Source organism: candidate division TA06 bacterium B3_TA06, from assembly GCA_005223075.1.
Taxonomy (GTDB): Bacteria; Hydrothermota; Tepidihabitantia; order B3-TA06; family B3-TA06; genus B3-TA06.
Genome location: NJBO01000004.1, coordinates 17,495 through 36,877, shown reverse-complemented (window position 1 = coordinate 36,877; position 19,383 = coordinate 17,495). Strand labels below are relative to the sequence as shown.

The 19,383-nt window shown below is 53.4% G+C and carries 16 protein-coding genes; 8 read left to right on the top strand and 8 right to left on the bottom strand.

From position 1 onward, the window contains the following. Positions 1–91 precede the first annotated feature (91 nt). The 3 genes from CEE36_03640 (at position 92) to CEE36_03630 (ending at position 5,897) form a co-directional block, all read left to right on the top strand. Complete coding sequence (locus CEE36_03640) at positions 92–5,086, top strand: hypothetical protein (protein TKJ43438.1); 4,995 nt, start codon at positions 92–94, stop codon at positions 5,084–5,086. A 236-nt stretch (positions 5,087–5,322) separates the two neighbouring features. Continuing rightward, on the top strand, positions 5,323–5,556 hold the full coding sequence (locus CEE36_03635; GenBank protein TKJ43437.1) for a hypothetical protein: 234 nt from the start codon (positions 5,323–5,325) through the stop codon (positions 5,554–5,556). Positions 5,557–5,603: 47 nt separating this feature from the next. Next, positions 5,604–5,897, top strand: a complete 294-nt coding sequence (locus CEE36_03630; GenBank protein ID TKJ43436.1) for a hypothetical protein — start codon at positions 5,604–5,606, stop codon at positions 5,895–5,897. 281 nt (positions 5,898–6,178) lie between these two features. On the opposite strand, the gene CEE36_03625 is transcribed toward CEE36_03630, so the two are convergent. Genes CEE36_03625 through CEE36_03605 form a run of 5 tightly spaced genes read right to left on the bottom strand, consistent with a single transcriptional unit; the run spans position 6,179 to position 9,421 of the window. After that, complete coding sequence (locus CEE36_03625; protein TKJ43435.1) at positions 6,179–7,645, bottom strand: hypothetical protein; 1,467 nt, start codon at positions 7,643–7,645, stop codon at positions 6,179–6,181. Next, entirely contained in the window at positions 7,632–7,976 is a 345-nt protein-coding gene (locus CEE36_03620) for a hypothetical protein (GenBank protein TKJ43434.1), read from the bottom strand. The genes CEE36_03625 and CEE36_03620 overlap by 14 nt, the downstream gene beginning before the upstream one ends. Further along, positions 7,973–8,212, bottom strand: a complete 240-nt coding sequence (locus CEE36_03615) for a hypothetical protein (GenBank protein TKJ43433.1) — start codon at positions 8,210–8,212, stop codon at positions 7,973–7,975. Before CEE36_03615 ends, CEE36_03620 begins: the two co-directional genes overlap by 4 nt. Position 8,213: 1 nt before the next feature. Then, positions 8,214–8,477: a hypothetical protein gene (locus CEE36_03610; protein TKJ43432.1), complete on the bottom strand. Its 264-nt coding sequence runs from the start codon at positions 8,475–8,477 to the stop codon at positions 8,214–8,216. Positions 8,478–8,509: 32 nt separating this feature from the next. Then, the gene (locus tag CEE36_03605; protein ID TKJ43431.1) at positions 8,510–9,421 is read right to left on the bottom strand and encodes a hypothetical protein; all 912 of its coding nucleotides are present in this window, start codon (positions 9,419–9,421) and stop codon (positions 8,510–8,512) included. Between the two features lie 509 nt (positions 9,422–9,930). On the opposite strand from CEE36_03605, the gene CEE36_03600 reads away from it, so the two are divergent. Next, entirely contained in the window at positions 9,931–11,433 is a 1,503-nt protein-coding gene (locus CEE36_03600) for a hypothetical protein (protein TKJ43430.1), read from the top strand. A 519-nt stretch (positions 11,434–11,952) separates the two neighbouring features. Here the strand turns inward: CEE36_03600 and CEE36_03595 are convergent. Then, a complete protein-coding gene (locus CEE36_03595) occupies positions 11,953–12,528 on the bottom strand; it encodes an S-adenosylmethionine-binding protein (protein TKJ43429.1) in 576 nt (191 codons plus the stop codon). Position 12,529: 1 nt separating this feature from the next. Then, positions 12,530–13,129, bottom strand: a complete 600-nt coding sequence (locus CEE36_03590) for a restriction endonuclease (GenBank protein TKJ43428.1) — start codon at positions 13,127–13,129, stop codon at positions 12,530–12,532. A 94-nt stretch (positions 13,130–13,223) separates the two neighbouring features. Here CEE36_03590 and CEE36_03585 point away from each other — a divergent pair, with 94 nt between their 5' ends. Then, the gene (locus tag CEE36_03585) at positions 13,224–14,021 is read left to right on the top strand and encodes a hypothetical protein (protein ID TKJ43427.1); all 798 of its coding nucleotides are present in this window, start codon (positions 13,224–13,226) and stop codon (positions 14,019–14,021) included. Positions 14,022–14,113: 92 nt separating this feature from the next. Continuing rightward, positions 14,114–14,722 carry a hypothetical protein gene (locus CEE36_03580; GenBank protein ID TKJ43426.1) on the top strand — a complete coding sequence of 203 codons (609 nt, stop codon included), beginning with the start codon at positions 14,114–14,116 and terminating at the stop codon, positions 14,720–14,722. 112 nt (positions 14,723–14,834) lie between these two features. Here the strand turns inward: CEE36_03580 and CEE36_03575 are convergent, their stop codons facing one another. Next, positions 14,835–15,140: a hypothetical protein gene (locus tag CEE36_03575; GenBank protein ID TKJ43425.1), complete on the bottom strand. Its 306-nt coding sequence runs from the start codon at positions 15,138–15,140 to the stop codon at positions 14,835–14,837. Between the two features lie 265 nt (positions 15,141–15,405). Between CEE36_03575 and CEE36_03570 the strand changes: the two genes are divergently transcribed. Beyond that, positions 15,406–17,268 carry a multidrug ABC transporter ATP-binding protein gene (locus CEE36_03570; GenBank protein ID TKJ43424.1) on the top strand — a complete coding sequence of 621 codons (1,863 nt, stop codon included), beginning with the start codon at positions 15,406–15,408 and terminating at the stop codon, positions 17,266–17,268. After that, positions 17,268–19,304 carry a hypothetical protein gene (locus CEE36_03565; GenBank protein TKJ43423.1) on the top strand — a complete coding sequence of 679 codons (2,037 nt, stop codon included), beginning with the start codon at positions 17,268–17,270 and terminating at the stop codon, positions 19,302–19,304. The genes CEE36_03570 and CEE36_03565 overlap by 1 nt, the downstream gene beginning before the upstream one ends. Positions 19,305–19,383 lie beyond the last annotated feature (79 nt).

Here is a 19,383-nt window from a genome sequence, read left to right as displayed (position 1 = left end):
TTTTATCAAAATTATGGGATTGAGCCGGCAGTGTGGATAACTCGGCCCCAAGGGGGTTGACTTTTGCCTCTGTCTCATTTATATTACAGGTATGCCTAAACGACGCAGCAAAAAATACGACCTGCCACCCGGTTTTACCCAACTCAAAAAGCTGGGTGAAGGGGCGGGAATCGTCGTTATGGCTGTAAAGGATGAAACCACTGGCAATGAGCTGGCGCTCAAACTTGCCACAGAGCAAGCCCAGGCGCACCGCCTGCAACAGGAGTTCGCTATCCTTGCACGCCTGGATCGCCCCGGGATCCTGCACGTGTATGAGACGGGATTTTATAAGAAGCGTCCATACTTCACGATGGAGTTGATTGAAGGCAAGCCATTCAACCGCTTCATGGATGAGCACCGTTCAGAGCCAGGATTCATCGAGCTTTTCCTCAGGGTTCTGGGCAAAGCGGCAACCACCCTCTCAGACATCCACCAGGAGGGGATAGTTCATGCCGATGTGAAACCCGCCAACCTCCTTGTCCGAGAGGATGGTGAGCCGGTGCTTCTGGACTTCGGATTTGCGGAGGACTATATCCTCAGCCACACCGCCAAGCCTCGAGGCACCCTTGACTATGTGGCACCCGAGCTATTCCTGGACGGGGAGATCAGCCCAGCAGCAGACATCTACTCACTTGGAGCGATAGCCTATGAGGGATTGGCAGGGAAAAGGCTGTGGGGTAAGAAGCCCCTCCACGAGCTTGTCAGGGCGAAATTCAAGACACCACCCGGGTTCGGCAAACAGAAACTTGAGGGACAACAACATGATATTGAAGAGCTCATCCTCAGGATGCTTCAACCCGACCCGGCACTGCGCCCCACAGCAGGGGAGGTGATAACCGTAATCCAGGGATTGGTTAACAAAGGGGAGGGTATCGAGGTTAAACAGCCGGGTATTGCCCCCACGCTTTGCTTCGGTGGACGTGAGGAGGAGCTTTCTGAGCTTGAGAGATTGATCTTTGAAGAAAAAAGTGTCGTGTTCCTTGGAGGGGCGTCCGGGATCGGCAAGTCGCGTTTACTGAGGGAGTTTCGGTTCCGTGCCTTGGTCCAAAACCGCAACACCTTGCTCGTTACAGGCCGCGCAGGCCACCTTTCCATTATAGAACATCTGGCCGCTGCACTGGGCCTTGAGGGGGAACAGAGCCGGGCTGAGGAGAAGGAACACCGTTACGAGAGGATCTTCCAGGCCACGAGCAAGGCACAACTCGATGCGGTGATGATAGACGCACCCACCGACCTGTCCACTGATGAGGAGGAGTGCCTTGGTTTTCTTGCCCGCGGTTTTGACGGCAAGCTGGGCATCATCCTTGCAGCGGTTCCTGAGCGAATCTACCCTGCGGCCTCAAGGATCGAGCTTAAACCTCTGGATAAAGAAACGATCCTTGAGCTGGTTTCCCGAACCTTCGAAGGCCTTCGTGAAAAACACCCACTTGCAAGTGCTCTGGCATCGATAGGGGAGGGGAACCCAAGGCGTATGGGTGAACTTCTCGAGGTGCTCTACCATGAGGGATGGCTGTATAGGAAGAAGCGATGGCTCTACAAATCCCCTGCTGAAGAGAAGAGCCTGGCTAAAAAGCTGACAGAGCGGCTGGGTGCAAGGATCAAAAGGCTCAGCAAGAAATCAAAACTGGTTCTTTCGGCGCTGGCAACGGTTGATGGATCCCTGCCCTCTGCGCTGCTACAGAGCGCTCTGGGCAAATCGGATACCCCATTGATTCTCTTGAACCTGACCAACGTGGGTCTTGTGCGTTCCTTCCTTTACCGTGACGTCCCTCACTATGAGCCCCAGAACGATCTTGTAAGGCAATATGCATCGGCTGAACTTACAGGTGAAGATAAAAAAACCCTGAGTAGAAAACTGGCCGAGGCGCTGGAGGCTACGTGTAGGAAGACGTGGGATGAGGATCCATCAGCCTGGGATAACTCATATCTTGTTCAGCTTGCTTCGCTTTACTTTAAGGCAGGCGTGGGGGTAAAAGCCCGCCGCTATCTGGTTCCAGCTGCTAAGCGTCTGGCCGCCACCTACGACTTCAACCAGGCACGCGTGTTCCTTAAGAATGCTCTGAGAAGTAAACCTGCCAGAAACGAACGAAGGGAGATGTTGCTTAAACTGGGGCGCATAGCAGACATCGAACATAACGCCCGCCAGGCGGAGGAGTTCTACACCCAGGTCCTGCCTCTGGTTGAAGCCAAACCCGAGCGCGAAGCGGATCTCATGCTGCGAATAGGCCTGGCCTATCAAAGGGTGAAGGATCTCGATCGAGCGGATGATTTCTTCAACCGCAGTGAAGAGTTCCTCAAGGATTCCTCCAGCGCACTTAAATGCCAACTGCTTGCCGCACGCGGATGGAACGCCCTCGATCGTGGACAACTTGATGAAGCTCAACGCTTATTCCAACAAAACAGAAAGATCGCCTCCTCATCCTACGAGCAACGCAGCGTTCAATACGATCTGGCGTGGACGCTCTTCCTTAAGGGGAATCCTTCCGGGGCACTCGAATATGCACGGCGAGCCCTTGAACTAAGCGAGGGGGCCGAGGACAAAGCTGCCATCTGTCGAACAGCGCTTCTTGTGGCCGATATACTAAAGAGCCTTGGGAAACTTAAGGATGCAGAAGACCACGTAGAACGGGCCCTATGGCTAACCAGGAAGATGGAGTATCCTATCCTCACCGCCGAGGTTCTGCGTCAAAAAGCCAAGCTTCTCTCCACCGCAGGGCGTTACCGAGAGGCTCGGTGTGTAGCACGACAAGCGATCGAATTACTTGGCAAGCTCAACGACGAATACCAGGTGGCTTTGCTTCGTTTGTTCGAGGCCCAACGATCGAGGGACCTTGGAGACTGGGCTGCATCCTGCAGAATACACCGTGAGCTCTGGCAAGGCTTTCAGGGGGCTGTGTCTGCAAGCTCGTTTGCCGCTTACATCCTACATAGTTGGTCAGACCTCTACAGGCTGCAGGGCAAGTCACTTGTGGCAGAACGTATGCTTGCGAAGGCAAAGGCCCTTGCCGAGGCTCGCAAAGACGAAACCATCCTCTTATGGATCCAGATGAAGCTCTGCCGTATGGATATCTCCGCAGGAAACTATGATGAAGCTAAGAACTCTCTGGAGAGGTGCAACTTGCTCTTGAAGACAATAGGCGATGTATACGCGAGATTAAACGTCGGTTTGCTGGAGGTGGAGATTCTCCTTGGAGAGAACGAGAGTGCCCTTGCGTTGGAATCCGCATCCAAGTTAGTAAGGGAGATAGGAAAGCTTAGTTTCGATGACATACTTGGTGAGGCTTTTCGCCTCCTGGGGCGGGCTTTGATAGCCGCCGGGAAGTTCGATGAGGGATTAACACGGCTTCACCAGAGTGCTGAACTATTAAGGTCTCATGAGGAACTCTACGAGCAGGGGCTCAGCCTCTATACAATCGGGGAGGCGATGTTTGAGAAAAAAGGTTACTCAGAGGAGGCGATCTCGACGTGGGAGGAGGCTCAGATAATCTTTGAGCGTATCGGAGCGAGAAGGGAGCTTGAACGTATCAAAGGCTTTCGCGCCAGGCATTTCGCAGACTGGCGGAGGCAATCCGGTCTTTCCTATAAGTATCTCGAGGGTCTCAGGCACGTAAGTGAACTGATCAACTACCGCCTTGGCGAAGAAAACTTCATGCTCGATCTTCTCGCTATAGTTCTGGAGCTAACCGAAGCAGAACGTGGGATGGTTTTTATGATGGATGAGGATGAGCTCTACTCGGTGGCCTCAAAACGAATGGACACACCAACCACGCACGATGCCCGACGTATCTCACGGACCGTTGTCCGACGCATTCAACAGGGACTGAAGCCCATCTACACACCTGACGCTACCAAGGATGAACGATTCAACCGTTCCAAGAGCATCATGTTGAGTGATATCCGCTCACTCATGTGTATTCCCCTCAGAACGAGTGAGAAGTTGATAGGAACCATCTATCTGGACAGCCGCGAGATGGGTCTCTTTGACGCTGAGAAGACCCTCTACTTCGAGGCGCTTGGCAATCTCCTTGCGGCAACTATCGATAAATCGGCTGAGTTTGCAAGACTGAGGGAGGAGTTAGTGCTCGCTCGCAAAAGACAAACCTTGGGAAAGTCAGGGATCGTTATAGGCACCTCACCTGCCATAACCAAACTCTGCAGCCAACTTGAGCAGATAGCTCAATCCGACACCAACATCCTTCTTGAGGGAGAAACAGGTACAGGCAAGGGGGTGTTTGCCCGCATGGTGCATGAACAAAGCCCACGGCGTGAACGGGGGTTCTGCTCCATAAACTGCGGAGTCCTTCCGGAAGGGGTCTTTGAGTCCGAACTCTTCGGACACCGCAAAGGGTCCTACACCGGGGCGACCGAGGACCGTCTGGGTCTTCTGGAGGCGGCAGACGGCTCAACCGTCTTTTTTGACGAGATCACCAACACATCCCTCGCCATGCAAGCCAAGCTACTGGAGGTGATCGAAGAACGGATAATCCGCCGCCTTGGAGAATCGAATAAAAGACGTGTCAATCTCAGGTTCATCGTCGCAACAAACCGCGACCTCAAGGAGGAGGTTCGTGAAGGACGCTTCCGCGACGATCTCTACTTCCGTATAAGCACTTTTACACTTACACTCCCCCCTCTGCGCGAACGAAGGGAAGACATACCGGAGTTTATCAACTTCTTCCTTAAAAAGTCCTCGACTGAATTTAACAAGAACGTAACAGAGATAGCGGATGATGTAATGCAAGCCCTCATTAGCTACCCCTGGCCAGGCAACATCCGGGAGCTTGCAAATGTGATTGAACGCGCAATCCTGCTGGCCCGCGGCAGGGTTATTACACGCGACCTCCTGGATCAGCGATTCTTCCCGGTGGTGCCACATACCACCAAAACCCTGCGCGAGGCCCGCCAAATCGAGGAGATGGAGATGATAAGATACACCCTGCTTGAGACCAGGGGCAACGTAACACGAACCGCAAAGCGTCTTGGCATCTCCCGTCAGCACCTCTCACGCTTACTGAAGGGCTACAACATCCCCCGTAAACCAGAATAGAACTGTCACAATATTGTGACAGTTTCCCTGCACATTCAAGTGGCCTTTTGGTTGACTATTAACAGTATATGGATATACAGGTGTCGCAAATATGTGACACTTTACATCCCCAAAACCTCCTCACTGTCAAGCATATATCTGTAAGCCACTTAAAATCAAAAGCTTATAGAATTGGCCCTTGATTTGCTTTGCCATTTCCTGCAATTGAGCAACCTGCAAAACAAAAGGAGGCTAATATGCAGAGAACGCAGAGAACATGGAAGAAACTTGTCGTGGTAGCACTCTTAATCCTAACGGTTATGGGACTGGTGGTTCCATTGGTCGCGGCTACAACGTCTTGGCACTTGGATTCACCAACCGGCGATCACGCTTATATAGCGGATCCTGAGGATACCTTCGGTACAGGAGGAGGAGGAGGAGGGGATCCTGAGCCTCCAAATCCTGAACCGCTACCACCACCGCAGACTTAGGTAAGTTGTTGAAGTAAAAGGACATAGTATGTTGAAAGGAGGAGAAGATGGAACGAATCAACGATCAACAACGGCAGCTAAGAGAACTTACTCACTACCAAGAGAGCTTGCTTAGCAATGTGATCATTGAGTTTGGGTCAAACATGTTAGTGCTCAACCATCCAGACGTCAGGGGTCTTCATGTGAAAGGCGATCCAACAACCCAGGACGTGGTTGTAGAACTCTTCGTCCACCGTGTGAGCAGCTCTTTGAGGCTGCTGGCCCAAGAAGAATACGGCGGGCATGGCATTCGCTTCTTCGAGCCCTCGGTGGGGCATCGTATTCGAGCTTCTCTTTCCTGAAAACTCCATAATTGAAACATCGATGAGGCACGGTCCAGAACCGTGCCTCTTTTTATTTTAATTCATAAAAAATACGCCAACGCAATATTATTGCGACTTAATCAGTGGTGAAAGAAACACACGACGAGCAAAGATCCTTAATCGAAACTCACGAGAAGCACCCCCCTGGACCTTCAGCCTCATCACTGCTGTTAGGAGAGCATCAGGGAAGTGGTCGTAAGCACCACACAAGGATACTTCACCCAACCTGGGCACAAGCGTCTCCTTGTGGGGACCCCGCGTCAGGATTGAGTTATACTAAAACGGCGTCTAGAGGTTGTATGAAGACGAGGCCTTCGGCTTACACCTATCCCCTGAAGCTTGAGTTTCATCATCGCGGATATAAGCGCGTCAGGGAAGTGGTCTGCTTTCTTTATAATGTGGCCCTGCGCGTCCCGCCGCCAGGTGCGCAGCTGGCGGATAAGGGTAGTATGGCGCTCAGGGATGCGAATCCGTCCCTTCTCAAACAGATAGGAAAGGATGGCTACCCCTTCCTCTTTGAAACTGACAAACGGTACCCCAAGTGTTTCTGAGGAGGGCGAGGAGGGCCCCCATACCGCAAAGCCTTCATCCCTGAGCCTTAAGTTCTCAAAGGGATGAGAGGAGTCGGCGTAGACCTCCCTTAGACCAAAACGATCGCGCAGCTCCTTTAGACGCTGGACAATGGTGTCTATCCCGTGCCGGTGAAACGCCTCGGTGTGAAGCACGTGAACCGCATCGCCTTTGATCCCCAGCACCACCACCGCGGTCATCCCGGCAAACCCCCAGTCTATCCCGTAACACCCCCCGTAACACACATCGTCCCTCACCTCACCCTCTTTGATAACGGCTCTATCAATAGCCTGAGGATCGATAACGCAGCCCGCAGAGGCAGGGCGCATCCCCATCACCTCCACCTCGAACGTCTCGCGGTTGGTATCCTGCCACTCGCCTATGATCTCATCTGCCTCTATCCAGCCATCCGATTCCTTGGCCTTGCCTTTACAGTAGCGGCTGCGGAACTCATTGACAGGACACGACTTACAGTCATAAGGACAGGGCTTTGCAATATCAAAGCTCGACCAGCGGTAAAGTTCGTAGCCTTGGGACTTATGATCTTCGACGAGTCTCGCGAAGCTGCCGACTAATCTGTGATAGGTGGAGGAACGAAGGATCAGGGCTGGATCGGCAGTCCGGACGGTATATCGTGCTGCCCTGACAACATCCTCGTCCGCCTCGGCCTCCTCGTCGATTATTAAGAGCGCCCCGCGCTTGCCCCGGCCAAGGTGCATACCCCGGATGGAGCGCGCCGAGGCGGTCTTTGCCACGATCCGGTTGCCGTCGATTCCCACGAGGTCACTTCGTCTCAGGCGATCAATTGATTCCTCGGTCTCCGGGAGCGCAAGCCACTCCGCGATGTATGAAAAGAGGGTGAGCGCCTGGGTTTCGGAACCTGCAATTATGCCCACGTCGAAATCCTTGAATAAAAAGAAGGCAGTTGCCAGAAGCGCAGCCCCGAAGGTCTTGCCTCCCCCTCGCGGCGCTAAGACCACGGCTTTGCGTGTCTTGAGTGAGTAAAGATCATCAAATAGTCTCTTGAATTCGGCAAAGAACCGGACCCCACGCTCGGTAAAGAAGAGCGCAGGGTCCGTGCGGTAACGCGCAAGGAGGGGTGCTGAGGCACGCAGGCGCTCGAGGAAGTCACGGAGCAGGGTCCTATCGCGAACCATTGGATTTCAGCTCGTCCTCGAGCGCCGCGAGTATATCTTCCCTTTTGCGATCGAAATCAGCGCCCAGTACCCGGCGAAGGATCGTGAATAGCGGTTCAAGATTCTCTTCCAAACTCTTGCGCTGCGCTTCCTTCAGCTCAGAGGACAAAAGACTCTCCTCGGTCTTCAGAAGCCCGGGCAGGAGCCGAACCGCCTTCTCAAGCTTTCCCAGCTCGGGATCGTCCTTAGGCGCGAGGTGAACCATCCTTAGATACCTGCACTTGAGTCGCTCGAGATCGCTTATCGCCTTGCGGCGGAAACATCCCAGGTCATTCGTCGCTCTCTTCTTCAATGTCTTTCCTCTTTAGACACACTGCCCTCGACGAGATTGGCAAGTTCGCGCAGGGCAAGTTGCCGATAGATAAAATACAGCTCGTCTTCACGGGCGAGAAGCCTTTGCCGGCGTTTTTGCAAATCGCGTTCTCTCATACGTCTCTCCAGGCGCCAGGCGCGCCACAGGGCAATCACCGCCGCAATCAAAAGCGCAAGCGGAATGCCAACCTCGCGCACCAGGCCCAGGACGCTCATCTCATTTCACCTGCTCCAAAAAACGCAGGATGTCTGAGATGTTATCGCCCAGTTCAGCCTTCTTTGACAGCGAATACTTTAAGATCGCGTCGTAGAACTTCCGGTCGTCTGACTGCACACTCTTCAGTTCATCAAGCGCCTTGCGCAGGTTCTCTCGCGCCTCTTCGAGCGCATCGAGCAGATCGCTGTTGATGCTGTCGCGGCTGCAGCGCTTGAGGGAGAGAGAGATCGCCTCGTACGCCTTGGCAACGTGTTCAATGATCATTGGTGAACCTCCGATTCATAATAACCTCTAGGTTATGTATTTCCTTCATTACCCTCTTCGGGGTCCACGCGCGGTGAAAGTTTCCCCCATGAGAGGGGTCCGCATATCCCGTCAACCTTCAACCCATTCTCACGCTGGAAGTAAAGGAAAGCCTCCTGGGTACGCGAAAGCCAGTCCCCGTCGACAACCAACCGTGAATCCATACGATGGTTAAGAAGCTTCTGCATCCGCGCCACCCAGGGGTTGCGGATTCCGTATCTCAGGGTCGGACGCCAACCCGTAACACACGTAACACCCGTAACACACATACCTGAGGCATAAGGTTCCTCAGGCTGTCCACGTGTCTTCATCCAATTGCCTAGATCCCGAGCACCCCACAGGGTCAGGCGGATGAGTTTGCCCGGATGTCGCTCGATCCGCTCTAGAAAGAAGCGGTACGGTTCACCCTCGTATCCGCCACAGATTGCGATGCACCCTGCAGACCAGCGACCGATTTGCTTACCCGTCCCTCCGGCGTGCACGTGGATGCCGAAACGGCCGGTCTGGACGCGTTCGGACATGTCCTGAACAAAATCCTTATCCCTATCGCGCCAGACACGGTCAAGACCTGATGCAGAGACCAGGGCCGGATGCCCGCGGTGCCTGCCGCGCTTGTAGATGTGGTGCCCCCAGACAAGGTTGGCCGCACCTCTGGGATGCGGACTCATCTGAGTGTAATATCTTCCCGGCTCGGTGGTCGCCCGTAACACCCGTACCCGTAACACACCTTCCCGTAACACACCTTTATTATTCTTCGATGAATCAGCATCCCGCCAAAATAACACCACGCAGTCGTTGTAGCGATCCGGGGTGTTGCGGTTGAGTTCGATTAGACCCTCCAGTTCTCCCAGAGGTTCTGCACCCTCAAGGCAGAGGATGTTTACCGCATCCTGCCCGGTTTCCACAGGATAGCCGAGGGCCGAGCAGAACTCCGAGGCCAGTTCATAGGTCAGTTGAAGTTTAGTAATACGTACCTCCTTCCGTCTCCGGTCCTTCGGGTTCCCTGCGCAGCCACGCAGTGGATGCGTAGGGTGAAATCTTCATGGTTAGATTATGAGGTAGTCGGTGAAGAGTGCAATAGAAACCTGAATAATTAATGCCCCAAGCAGATACTTCGTCTCTGCTTGGGGCCCCCCGGATTTTATATCACGATACTAACAATTACCCCTCCCTTGATGGGAGTCGTAGGGGCGTACCTTCAGGTGCGCCCGAACTGCTTTTACGTTTTTCCTTGCGATCTTTTTACCGAAGGTAAAAAGGAGCACGATTTATATTGACAAGCTCGATTTCTCGCCTAGAGTATAGGGTGAGGTATAAAGGTACTGGCGCGTCACCACCTATGAAAACATGGATAGTGGCCTTACTCTTGATTCTGGGTGCGAGTCCATTGTCCGCTGTCTGGGAGATGAAGACGATGCGGCCGACGGTCGAGCCGCCCAGGGTGGAGATACTTTTAGACTCCCTTCTTGCCAAGGGCGATCCTGAGCGCGGGTTGATTCGCTTTGTTGAGGACTCGCTGCACTCTCCTGAGGAACGCCTTCAGGCCGCCACCCTTTTGGCTGCGCTTCACAACCGCAGGGAGGAACCGGCCCGCGCCCTCCTGGCGCTCTTCTACATCTCACGTGAACTTGACACCACCTGGACTCCGGCGCAGGCGCTCATCGCTGCCGAGGCCTACTATCGTCTTGGGCATCGTGATTGGGCAAAGACCTGGCTTGATCGCATCCCCTACACCCATCCCTTGACCGAGGTGGTTCAGGTGTTACGGGTCTACGGGATACTGGAGAACATGGCTGACCCTGACTCCCTGGTTGAGGTTCGTTCTCGCTTTGAGCGCGCGCTCGAACGCTACTATGACCCCATGGCTTTAATGCTATCCCTGCACGGCCTTGGGCTTTGTTATCTTGCCAAGGGAACGGCGGCCGCTTGCGATACCGCGGCCGCTTACCTGAGCTTCGCCATGGATGATACCGCCGCCGCCTATCTGAGCTTTGCACTGAAGGAGTATCGCGAGAGTGCAGGAAGGCTGCCGCTGGTTGAGCGTCTTACCCCCTACAGCCTCTACTGGACCGCTATAGCCGCCAGCCGTCGGGGTGACGGCTGGGCAGCGCTTGCCGCGTGGGAAGAGATCCTTTATGAGTATCCGGAAACGATCTTCTGGGAAGAAGGAGCCGTGCAATACGCCGCCTTGCAGTTGAAGAGAGGAAAAACGGACTCAGTAAGGTGGGCGACGAACCTTTTGCTCGAAAGAACAACAGATCCGCACAGGGTACTTGAAGGAAGGCTTCTTGCGGCCTCTGTGTTTGCATACGAGGAGCACTACGACTCGGCAGCGGTGGCGTTTGCTTCGCTGTCACGTGCCCTTGCGATAGGCGATACCCTGAGAGTGCTTTCTCATGCCGGCATGACCGGCTCTCTTCTGCGCTACTCACGAGGTATCCCTGAACCCGACAGCATCCCTGTTTGTCTTGCCCGGCTTGAGCTCTCAGGCTACAACCCGTTGGCGATCGCGGAGATCAACTCAGAGATTGCGGAGCGCTTCCTGATTCAGCGCCGGATAGAGGAAGCGGACAGCTTCTTTGAGCGCGGCCTGCGATACTACCCGAATCCGGTAATTGAGACGCGTGCCAGGCTGGCCCTTGCCTACATATCCCTTGCCAGGGGGAAGTACTCAAGCTCTATAACCCACTACGAGTGGGTGTTGGAGTTTGTTGATCGCTACGGGATCTCCTTTGAAGGCCTGGCCGACGTCCAGTTAAGCCTGGGACTTGCGTATCTTCAGCGCTCGCGATCCTCGCCCCAGAATCGCAATGACGATCTGCAGCGTGCGCGCTTAAGCTTCCGTGAGGCGCTTGCGCTTGATCCGGCTGGCGAGGCCGGCGACGCGGCCCGCAGACAACTGAAGGAAATAGATTAATACACCCCACGCGTCTGCTGCGCAGCCGCGCGGGGACCCCGAGATTAAATGCTCCTTTTGCCGAAGGGCAAAAGATCGCAACCAGAAAATAAAAAGCCAGCCCAAAGGCTGGCTTACCTGTTTCTTTCTCCGATCCTTTCTCCACAGGAGAAAGGGAGGATATAAGGAACGGGCCGCGGTCGCGGCCCGCTATGTTAAAGGCGTCTTTGGTCAAACATCCCAAAACCAAAGGAGGTTTGGTGGCTCTAGCGTGTCGAACTATTATTAGCATCTACCGTGCCAGGTGCTGCTTGAAGAAATATCCTACGTATTATCGAGACTTGTTCTAAATAAGCCCAATATCGGATTGATGCTTTGTATAAAACAGTTGCACGGAAAGGAAATTCTGCCCCCTGCCTTTTGAGAGATGAAGGTGCGATTAAAAGAACTATTACCGGCCCATGCGCCGGTAGTGATCGGCGATCAACTCCTGATAGAGTGTTGGGCTTTAAGGGTGTGCTTCGATTATCGGTAATGGAATCACTCTAAAGTCTCTTCTATTTCGTTCCCCCACTGCATCCAGCCTTTGCGAGGATGACGGGCGAAGAGCTCCAGATAAGGCCTGGGGCTGCAAGCTTCGATTATGTCATAGAGTTGATCAGGTTTTCTGGAATGTTCTCGCTTTCTAGCTCTAATAATATTGACTTGAGTACGTCCTGATTTGTCGGTACGAAGGTTTCCTCTGACTCCGAAAAGAACAAGTTCGGTAACATTGCGAAAATAAAAACCCACCCCTCTTCCGTCAGGCCCTCCATCCTTACGGGTTTTGAACCATACTATGTTAGTCTTATATGTGAACCCCCACCTCTCCATCACTTCTAGTCCTTCTTTTATAAGAGCATTAGGAACCCAAAGATAGAGATGGCTTTGCTCCGCGGCTAATTCAGCCACTGGAAGTTCTTTTATTTCCTTGAAAGTCATCGTTGGGTATCGCCTGAGACGGATGTGTTCAGGTGCCATTTTCCCGGTTCTATTTTGGAAACGCCATGGCGGGTCTGCCAGGATGGTTCCGAATTTCCCTTTGATTCTTTGTCTTAGGTTCTCAGCAGCAGTCATTTTAATCCTCAACGTAGAGGTTTTTCGTAATACCAAAGGCGAGCACAGGACAGCCCCCCGCCCCGCCACCATCCATCTTAGGTATCAACTTGCTCATGTGTGTTGTAGCTGCTCCATATTTCCTTGCTATTTTTGGTCCGAGTCGTTTAAATATATCTTGTAGAGAATCCGCACGCGTTATTATAACCCCTACACTAATCACATCAAGCTGATGGAGCAAGCGGAAGTTGTTAAGATCACGATCATAAAAGGGATCTTTGTTATTCCATTCTGTCTCGACAGCTACCTTATTTTTATAGTAGTCAACGTTATGAGTAGGCGAATCGTGAGACTCATCATCAACATGAATTGAGGTTTCAAAACGTCTTTCTTTCCAACCTCTAGCTGCGAACATACCATCTATGCGTTCTGAAATAGGAGATTTTCTTCCTCCGGGCTTCAGGATGCTTGAGCGGAGTAAACGGAAATTCTCAAGCACATAAAGAATATCATTCCACTCCTGAGGGAAATCCCGGCTTAACACTGCTACCGCATGTTTCCACTCATGAATTTCGTATAGGTCACGAATTTTCTGAGGTATATTCTCAATGCCCTTATTCATTAAAAGAAGTATAGTCAATCACGATCCCGATGTCAAGTAAAGACGTGAATCTGAGCGGACTTGACACTTCAAGTTTGGCGATTAAGCTTGGCCTATGAATCGTGCTGGCGTGACGAAGGTTTTTGTCTTGAGCATCTTGTCGGTGATGGTCACCTCGGCATACCCTGTTGGTGGGTGGGGCGGCTTAGGTGTGGCCGGAATGATGGTTGACGTGGAAGGTCTGAACGACAACCTGACCACAATCAACCGGGAGATACTGGGTGGCTCTCAAACTGTTGAGTTTGGCAGCCCTTTCTATTTTATAGGCGGTCAGGGCGGTGGTGAGATCGGTCTTTTCTCGCTGGGTGCCTGGGGCGGCGGACTTTTTTCGCGCACAAGCGCGGATGCGCTCTCGGCATCCCTTGGATATGCTATAGGATCCGCCGAGCTGGGGCTAGGCTTGAAACCGGCGGACTGGGTATGGATCAGACCGTGCCTTGACGCAGGCGGGGCGGTATTTGCGCTGGAACTTACCGAGATCGGAGGCGGCGAGGTGGGGGATGCCCTCGAAGAACCATACCGGTCCTCTTTAAGAGGCTGGCAGGCCAACGCAGGCGCTGCACTTGCCATTCAGTTCAACCTTCCCTTATGCAAAAGGAGTCTGGTTGGTTTGATGATCCAGACAGGCTACCTGTACCCTGTATACATCTCTTGGCGCGATCAGGACGGCTCAGAGATAGACCCCATCGAAGGGTTCGGTATGCACGGGGTCTATCTGAGAGCAGGGATAAACCTCGCTACCCGCGGCAGCCCGCAACGAGTGATGCCGAGATCAGGGATCGAGGATCCTTACCTGCAGCCCCAGCAAAACCTTACGATTAGACCTGAAAATCCGGCGATACAAAAACCATAAACGACAAATTACCACTCTTTCAAGAACACAGATTACCTCTTGACAAACTTTTCACCATCAGTATCATATCCGTCCAAAACAAAGGAGAAGCCATGAGAAGAAAAATGACAAAGGACTTCAGCGGACGTTTTCTCGTTCGTATTCCTGTGTCACTGCACCGCACACTGGCAGAACAGGCGATTGCGGATCGGATCAGCCTGAATCAGTATGTTCTATTTCTGCTTGCTCGTGGGGCGAGCCTGCGCGAGTTCGAGCGTTTTCTCAAGAGCATGAAGGATACCACCGTTGAGGAGCTGGACGATCTTATCGAGTCGGATCGTTTGGCTGAGACCCCTCGTGCCAAGCTACGTCTCATGGATCTGGTTATGAAGGATGCCAAGGTGGAGAAGCCTGCGGGCAAGCTGCACCTTGACGGCGACCTGTCTATTGACGTTGATGAGCAGCAGCTGCTGCTGGACGTTGACGGGAAGCAGGTAAGGGTAAAGACCAGCTATGTTGCCGTTATCAAGAGCAAAGAAACCAACGAGGAGATCCGATTCAGCGCGACATTCCACTCAATATATCAGGCCATGCGTCCACTTTCCAAGGAACTCGCAAAGACACTCGAGAAGGTTCGTCTTTCCGTCTACCCCAGCCGTGTCTTCCGTGAGCTTCTTGACAGGCTCATCACCAACCTTGATCTCAACGTCAGGATCGGGTAACCAGAGGAGAATTTAAAGAGCCGGGGCATTATACCCCCGGCTCTTTTTATCTCCGCCGAAGGAGCGCCGATTTTAACCTAACGCCCCTAGATTAATGTTAGAACGAGGGGTGCTAAGTTTTCGGTTCCTCTCCGAGCTTTTCCGCCACCGAGCGTATCTTTCCCTGGAGGCGATTCACAGCACCCGCCCGGTCGTCCACTGCGATCACGATATACACGCGATTCGAGTGCTTGCGCATAGCGTCGCGGCATTTCTTGATCACGCCGAACACCTCGTCCCATTCACCCTCGATCGAGGTAGACATAGGTCCTAGCTTGTAGGACAATCCTGAAGCGTCTACTATCCTTATCGCCTCGGCCACGTAGCCGGAGAGACCCTCGCCCTTATCGGTCGGGAAGATGGTAAACTGTGCAAGCATCGCTCTCCTTTCGGCTTAAGGATAGACCCGCAACTAAGGATGTCAAGCCAGTCGAATTCTTTAACCGCAGATTTCGCAGATGAACGCAGATTATTTAAGCCATTTTTCTTTAACCGCAGATTTCGCAGATGAACGCAGATTATCTAATGGAGTGCAATGACCGCCGTCAGCTGTGAGCTGTCAGCCGTCAGCCGTAAGCTGTGAGCCGTCAAAAGGAGCAGAATTTTGTTGACAAATCGTCATCAAAACAGTAGACTCTACGCTTATGCAGGAAAGCCAACCGAAAAGGAAGGGGCTGCGCGCCTTTAAGACACTGCTACCCTATCTACAGCCGCATGTGCTCAAGATCATGGTAGGCTCGGTTGCCCTTATAGTGATTGATTATTTGCAGATCATCCTGCCCAGGCTGATTCGTGCGGCTATAGACCTGATTGTTGCCACGGGCGACGCGGTGGGGGAGGCCATGCAGGCGCTTTTGCCCAAATCCATCTACCAGGCCGTGACTTCAACCATAGCATCGATCGTTGCGGACAGCGGAACCATAAGGTTGATCCTTTTCATTGCCGTGGCGGCGCTCATTGCAGGTCTTTTGATCTCTGTGGGGCGTTTCTTCTGGCGGCGCTGGCTCTCAGGAACGGCTATCCGGGTGACAGCCGATCTGCGCCGAGGGCTCCTACGCCACCTGCAGACACTTTCCTATTCGTTCTATGATACCCGCCAGGTGGGTGACCTGATGGCGCACGCCACCAACGACCTGAACGCGGTCATGAGGTCCATGATGCCGGGTTTTGTTATTATCCTTGACATCTTCTTCATGGGGGTGCTTTCCATCATCTACATGGCCACCCTGCGCTGGCCGCTTACCGGTTTGCTTACCCTGTATTCCGTGATCCCGTTGATAGTGATGTCCTTCATCATCGGCTGGTTCGGGAAGCTCCTGCACGCGCGCTTCAGGGCGGTACGGGACGCGTTTTCTTCCATGACGGCAAGGGTCACTGAAAACCTCACAGGCATCCGGGTTGTCAAGGCCTACGTGCAGGAGGCCGGCGAAACAGAAAGCTTCCGCAATACGAGCAGCGACTACGTCAAAAAGAACATCTCCCTTATCAAGATATGGGGTCTTTTCTTTCCCTTAATCATGTTCCTTTCCAACCTCTCGCTCGTCCTGATCCTTCTCTTGGGCGGCCGGCTGGTCATACTTACCCGGTTGACCGTGGGCGACTTCGTTGCCTTCCAGGCATACCTCGGGATGCTTATATGGCCGATGATCGCCATAGGATGGGTAATAAACCTCCTGCAGAGCGGCGCGGCCTCGATGGTGCGAATCAATACCCTGCTCGATACAAAGCCGGAGATCGCCGATACCTCCGGCACACTACCACTCAAGGAGATCCTGGGCCATGTCCGTTTCAAGAACCTGACCTTCCAGTACCCTGGAACCGATCACCCGGCACTTGTGGGCATAAGCTTTGACCTGGCTCCGGGGAAGGTGCTCGGGATAATCGGGACCGTAGGATCGGGCAAGTCAACCCTTGTCTCGCTGATCCCCAGGCTGTATGAAGCGCCCAAAGGAACCATCACCGTTGACGGGCATTCAATAGATCAACTCCCACTGGAGGTCCTGAGGCGTGCGATAGGCATGGTGCCTCAGGACACCTTCCTCTTCTCCCAGACGGTTACGGAGAACCTTGCTTTCGGCGTGGAACGTGAGGTTGAGCAGAAGGAGGTCGAGGTTGCGGCCAAGATAGCAGGGATACACGAGGAGATAATCGAGTTTCCCAAAGGCTACGATACCGTCCTGGGGGAGAGAGGGGTAACCGTCTCAGGCGGTCAGAAACAGCGCCTTACAATCGCACGAGCCGTCCTTACAGAACCAAAGGTACTTATACTTGACGACGCACTCTCGGCGGTAGACGCTGATAAGGAGATAGAGATCCTCACCGCGCTCAAAGAGATAATGAGTTCTCGTGCGGTGATCATCATCTCGGCAAGACCGCGCAGCCTGGCGTTCGCAGACGAGATACTGGTGCTGGACGAGGGCAGGATCGCGGAGCGAGGAACGCACTCCGAGCTATTAGCCAAAGACGGCCTTTATGCGCTTTTCGCAAGACTCCAGGGGATAGCGTAATGATCACGGTTGAAGAGGAAAAACTCGGCAAGATATACGATTCAAGGATCATCAAGCGGTTGATGAGTTATCTACAGCGCGACTGGTGGATGCTTGTTGTAGCCGGCTCGCTGGGTCTTCTGCTCATGGCCGGACAGATCGCCCTGCCCGTTATTATCCAGCGTGCTATCGACCGCCACATAAGGGCAAGCGCAAGGCTTCTTTATCTTTCGCCAGAACAGGCCGAAAAACACGCAAAGTTTGTCTATCCAATAGAAGACAGCCTCTATGCCGTGCCCCAGGAGCGCCTTTCTAAGATCGAACCGCGCAACTTTGCCGATAGCCTGAACTACTACCTCATGGACCGAAAAAAAGCGGCGCAGAAGGGGATTAAGGGCTACCGGCCAGCCGGGAAGGAGAAATTACTCGTTCCGTACGAAGACCTCTCGAAATTCGAAAGCAAGGTTCTTGCTTTCCTGAGAAGCGATGATTGGCAAGGGGTCATACGGCTGGGGATCTTCTTTATTGGGATTGTTCTCATCCGTCTTATCGCAAGCTTCGCCCAGATCTTCCTGACAACCGTAGCCGGGCAGCGCTCGATGCACAGGCTGCGAACCGGGATCTTTGCCCATCTGCAGAGGTTGCCGGTCCGCTTCTTCGACCGCAACCCGGTGGGCAGGCTTGTTACAAGAGCCACAAACGATGTTGAGGCCTTAAACGAGTTCTTCTCAGAGGTCATAACAAGCTTCTTCTACGACGCCTTCCTGCTGTTGGGACTCGTAATCTACCTGCCTGTATACAACTGGCGCCTGGCACTGGTGACCTTTGCCATACTCCCGCCGATGCTCGCGGCCACCATAATCTTCCGGCGCACGATCCGGGACGCGTTCCGCAAGGTCAGGGTTCGCCTTGCACGCATCAACGCCTTCCTCGCAGAGAACCTTTCCGGAATAAAGGTGGTTCAGATGTTCCATCAGGAGCGTAAACGACTAAAAGAGTTCACCACGATCAACGAGAGCCACTTCATGGCACGCTTCTCTCAGATGATGATCTTTGCGGTCTTCAGGCCGCTCGTTGACCTCCTGGCCGTGGTGGCGATAGCAGCAATCATCTGGTTCGGCGCAGGTTGGGTGTTAGGGGGTCTCGTAACCATCGGATTTTTGACCGCGTTCATCTCGTTCGCCGAACGCTTCTTCGAGCCGATACGCGATCTTACCGAGAAGTTCAACCTCATGCAGCAGGCCATGGCCTCAGGCGAGCGCGTCTTCATGCTCATGGACGAGAAGCAGGAAACCTACAAGGGAGAAGCAAAAATCTCACGTATCCGTGGAGAGATCGAGTTCAGAGATGTATGGTTCGCATACAACGACGAAGACTGGGTTCTAAAGGACATAAACTTCAAGCTCAAACCCGGCGAACGCGTGGCGTTCGTGGGTGCCACAGGCGCGGGCAAGACCTCGGTTATCAACACCTTGTGCCGTTTCTACGAGATACAGAAAGGTAAGATACTGGTAGATGGAGCAGACATAAAGGATATAGACAAGCAGAAGCTGCGTTCAGAGATCGGGATAGTGATGCAGGATGTTTTCCTCTTTATCGGGGATATAAAAACAAACATAAGGCTGCGCAGCGAGATACCTCACGAGAAGGTCCAGGAGGCCGCCAGGGTTGCCAACGCAGCAGGGTTTATCGAGAAGCTACCCAAGGGCTACGAGGCAGAGGTCGCGGAGCGCGGGGTGAACCTCTCCGTTGGCGAGCGTCAGCTCATTGCCTTCGCGCGCGCCATTGCCTTCGATCCTGCTATCCTTGTCTTAGACGAGGCTACATCATCCGTAGATACCAAGACCGAGGCTATAATCCAGGATGCGATCCACAAACTGCTTGAGGGCCGCACCGCATTGATCGTCGCGCACCGGCTATCAACGGTAAGGGACGCAGACCGCATCATCGTCCTCGACCACGGGCGCATCGTGGAGGAGGGTGATCACGAGACCCTCATGGCCCGCAAAGGCACCTACTACAACCTGTACAAGCTCCAGTTCGAGCACAAAATTTAGCACCCCAACGAGAAATCGAAGATTTCTCGTTGGGGACCCCGAATAAAAATCTGTAGGGGCACGGCATGCCGTGCCCCTA